Origin of the sequence: Vibrio ordalii ATCC 33509 (assembly GCA_000257205.1) — a bacterium.
In the GTDB taxonomy this organism is placed as follows: Bacteria; Pseudomonadota; Gammaproteobacteria; order Enterobacterales; family Vibrionaceae; genus Vibrio; species Vibrio ordalii.
On sequence record AEZC01000214.1, the window covers coordinates 1 to 3,904 of the forward strand.

Consider the following 3,904-nt stretch of genomic DNA (forward strand, 5'->3'; position numbering starts at 1 on the left):
TTTGGTATTGTCGGCAAATGAGCTTTTTTACCCTCAAATTCGTGGTTAACTTAAACCGTAAAACAGGCAAGGTTCTTTGTTTGCCTCAATTAGTTTTAGCGTTGGCGCGTTGCGAATTTTGTGGGCGCAAAGTGTGGAAAGGGCAAGTTTATCGAGCATTTTGTACTTGCTGAAAGTCTTGCTTGTTGAGTTTGTCTCATTCAAAAGCTTGGTTTGTTGTTGAAAGGTTGGCTTTGTTTTGGTGGCTTATTTATCTCGGCTCCTACTTGGGTTGGTTCTTGAATCACTCAACCATTGCAATTGTGGCTTTTGGTCGTGTAAAGTCAGTTTATCTCATTGAATTTGCATAACAAACGGCTCAAGAGGGATTGCCAACGCGTGGCGACTTTAGCGCAAAATTGAAGTTCAATGTTTACAGTGTGTTTTTTAAGTTCGGCGGTGCGTTGTCAACCCCTTAGCCGGGCGTTATGCAACTCAGGGAAATTTAGGGGTTCAATCTTTTTAGATTTCTCCGGCCATTCGTTTTGTGTTGTCGGCAAATGAGCATTTTTATCCTCAAATTCGTGGTTAACTCAAACCGTAAAACAGGCAAATTTCTTTGTTTGCCTCAATTGGTTTTAGTGTTGTCGGCAAATGAGCTTTTTTACCCTAAAATTCGTGGTTTACTCAAGCCGTAAAACAGGCAAGGTTCTTTGTTTGCCTCAATCAGTTTTAGCGTTCGCGCGTTGTAAATTAAGTGGGCGCAAAGTGTGGAAAGGGCAAGTTTATCGAGTATTTCGCATTTGCTGAAAGTCTTGCTTGTTGAGTTTGTTTCATTCAAAAGCTTGGTTTGTTGTTGAAAGGTGGGCTTTGTTTTGGCGGCTTATTTATCACGGCTCCTACTTGGGTTGATTCTTGAATTACTCAACCATTGCAATCGTGGCTTTTGGTCGAGTAAAGTTAGTTTATCTTATTGAATTTGCATAACAAACGGCTCAAGAGGGATTGCCAACGCGTGGCGACTTTAGTGCAAAATTGCAGTTCAGTGTTTACAGTGTGTTTTTTGAGTTCGGCGGTGCGTTGTCAACCCCTTAGCCGGGCGTTAGGCAAGGTGAGTTTTTATCAGCTAAATCGAGTTGAAATTGAGCAGTGAATTCTATGTTTTGTGGCTTAACTTAAGCAATAAATCGTCATCACATATTTGTTGTTTCTTGATCGCGTTGGGTTGTTTATCGCTGTGAATTCATCGGCAAAATAACCTTCGGCATCCAAACGTCCGCCGAGCATGCTACGCTCGTCACTTTTATTCCAAATCGCTCAATTTGAGTTTTTTGGTTTCTTTTCTGATTTGAGATTTTGGTTTATAAATGAATCGCTTAGTTGGTTTTCAGTTTTTAAACAAGTCTTGTTCTTTGGTTTTGAAAGTATCGTTGTCAATCTGTTGGCCTAACAAACGGCTCAAGAGGGATTGCCCTCCTTTGAAGTATTATGCAAATTCAAATGTTGCAGGTGGATTGGCGACATTCATTTTTGAATCATTCAAATCAGTCACTGGGAAAAAATAGCTAACAAACGGTTCAAGAGGGACAGCCAACGCGTGGCATTTTTATTATGCGTTGGTTTTTGTGGTTACGGTGTTATGCGTAAGCTTGGTTGTGGCGTTGGCTGCCCCTTAACCGGGCGTTAGCCGTTTTCATAATCATTAGCCAAAGTGTAAGTTGCAAAATGAGTAAAAAGGGTGTAATTTTTACTCATGACGAAATTCGAATTTGATGAAAATAAAAGCAGGTCAAATTTTGAGAAACATGGAATTGATTTCTATACAGCTCAAGGTTTGTGGAATGACTCTGATCTTATCGAGATCCCTGCAAACACAAGTGATGAACCTAGGTATTTGGTCATCGGCATGTTAAATGGTAAGCATTGGTCTGGCGTCATTACATACCGTGGACTAAATATTAGGATCATTTCAGTCAGACGTTCACGTAAAGCGGAGGTGAACTTATATGAAAGCGCATGAGTTTGATGCCAAGTTTGAAAGTGACGATGACATTTTAGGTGATCTAGATTTATCTAAAGTTAAGCGTCCAATGCAAAAGCAGAAACGGGTAAATGTTGATTTCCCCTCATGGATGTTAGATTCACTAGATCGTGAAGCTAACCGAGTAGGTGTTACACGACAGTCGATTATCAAGATTTGGCTAGCTGAAAGGCTTGAAAATGTAGCTCATCACCACACTTCAAACTAAACGGCTAACAAACGCTTCAAGAGGGACAGCCAACGCGTGGCATTTTTACTATGCGTTGGTTTTTGTGGTTACGGTGCTATGCGGAAAGTTGGTAGTAGCGTTGGCTGCCCCTTAAGCGGGCGTTATGCAACTCAGGTAAATTTAGGGGTTCAATCTTTTTGGATTTCTCCGGCCATTCGTTTTGCGTTGTCGGCAAATGAGCATTTTTACCCTAAAATTCGTGGTTTACTCAAGCCGTAAAACAGGCAAGGTTCTTTGTTTGCCTCAATCAGTTTTAGCGTTGGAGCGTTGTAAATTAAGTGGGCGCAAAGTGTGGAAAGGGCAAGTTATTCAATCATTTCGCATTTGCTGAAAGTCTTGCTTGTTGAGTTTATCTCATTCAAAAGCTTGGTTTGTTGTTGAAAGGTGGGCTTTGTTTTGGCGGCTTATTTATCATGGCTCTTGCTTGGGTTGGTTCTTGAATCACTCAACCATTGCAATGGTGGCTTTTGATCGAGTAAAGTCAGTTTATCTTATTGAATTTGCATAACAAACGGCTCAAGAGGGATTGCCAACGCTTGGCGGTTTTAGTGCAAAATTGAAGTTCAGTGTTTACAGTGTGTTTTTTGAGTTCGGCGGTGCGTTGTCAACCCCTTAGCCGGGCGTTAGGCGTCATTTGAGATCGAGGTAACATGTTAATTATTGAGAAATATAATAAAATTCGTGATGCTGAAGTTGAAAAATTACGAGTAAAACCAGAACAAGTTCAGTTCACAGTCGATAAGCTTGGTGAATTCATCTTATCTTTAAAAGAAGATGAACATCCCCATTTGATCATCGGAAATGATCAAGTTGTTGGTTTTTTCGTCTTAGATCTATCTTATTCTGACGCTTATAGTTTTAGTGACCCAAAATCGCTAGGCGTTCGAGCTTTGCTGATTGATCATAATCATCAAGGTTTAGGTGTTGCGAGTAGAGCAATGAATTTGTTACCAAGCTATGTTGCTTCAACCTATCCAGAGTTTGAACGGTTACAATTGACGGTAAATTGCCGTAATAAAGCCGCGTACAATTGTTATCTTAAATGTGGTTTTGAAGACACAGGGAATTTGTATTTAGGTGGTCCAGCTGGTCCTCAACATATAATGCAGAGAACAGCCGCCTAACAAAGCATTTAAGAGGGACAGCCAACGCGTGGCATTTTTATTATGCGTTAGTTTTTGTGATTACGGTGTTATGCGGTGAGTTGGTAGTAGCGTTGTCTGCCCCTTAATGCGGCGTTAGGCAAGGTGAGTTTTTATCAGCTAAATCGAGTTGGAATTGAACGGTAAATTCAATGTTTTCTGGCTTAAGTTAAGCGATAAATAGTCATCACATATTTGTTGTTTCTTGATCGCGTTGGGTTGCTTAGCGCTGTAAATTCAGCGGCAAAATAACCTTAAGCATCCAAACGTCCGCCGAGCATGCTACGCTCGTCACTTTTCTTCCAAATCGCTCAATTTGAGTTTTTTGTTTCTTTGCTGATTTGAAATTTTGGTTTATAAATGAATCTATTAGTGTCTTTCAATTTTACAAAAAGCTTTGTTCTTGGGTTTTGAAAGTATCATTGTCAATCGGTTGGCCTAACAAACGGCTCAAGAGGGATTGCCAACGCGTGGTGGCTTTAGTGCAAAATTGAAGTTCAGTGTTTACAGTGT

The 3,904-nt window shown here is 40.5% G+C and carries 3 protein-coding genes; all 3 read left to right on the forward strand.

What is annotated here, in order from left to right:
* The first annotated feature begins 1,732 nt into the window (after nt 1-1,732).
* The 3 genes from VOR_RS0114220 (at nt 1,733) to VOR_RS0114235 (ending at nt 3,373) form a co-directional block, all read left to right on the forward strand.
* A complete protein-coding gene (locus VOR_RS0114220) occupies nt 1,733-1,999 on the forward strand; it encodes a BrnT family toxin (RefSeq protein ID WP_010320360.1) in 267 nt (88 codons plus the stop codon).
* Nucleotides 1,986-2,228: a type II toxin-antitoxin system BrnA family antitoxin gene (brnA, locus tag VOR_RS0114225; RefSeq protein WP_010320361.1), complete on the forward strand. Its 243-nt coding sequence runs from the start codon at nt 1,986-1,988 to the stop codon at nt 2,226-2,228. The genes VOR_RS0114220 and brnA overlap by 14 nt, the downstream gene beginning before the upstream one ends.
* A gap of 671 nt (nt 2,229-2,899) precedes the next feature.
* Nucleotides 2,900-3,373 (forward strand): GNAT family N-acetyltransferase, encoded by a 474-nt coding sequence (locus tag VOR_RS0114235; protein WP_010320363.1) that lies wholly within the window; start codon nt 2,900-2,902, stop codon nt 3,371-3,373.
* Nucleotides 3,374-3,904: the final 531 nt, after the last annotated feature.

Coding starts and splice junctions, on each gene's coding strand:
- VOR_RS0114220 (WP_010320360.1), top strand. CDS start 1,733: ATGACGAAATTCGAATTTGATGAAAATAAAAGCAGGTCAAATTTTGAG.
- brnA (WP_010320361.1), top strand. CDS start 1,986: ATGAAAGCGCATGAGTTTGATGCCAAGTTTGAAAGTGACGATGACATT.
- VOR_RS0114235 (WP_010320363.1), top strand. CDS start 2,900: ATGTTAATTATTGAGAAATATAATAAAATTCGTGATGCTGAAGTTGAA.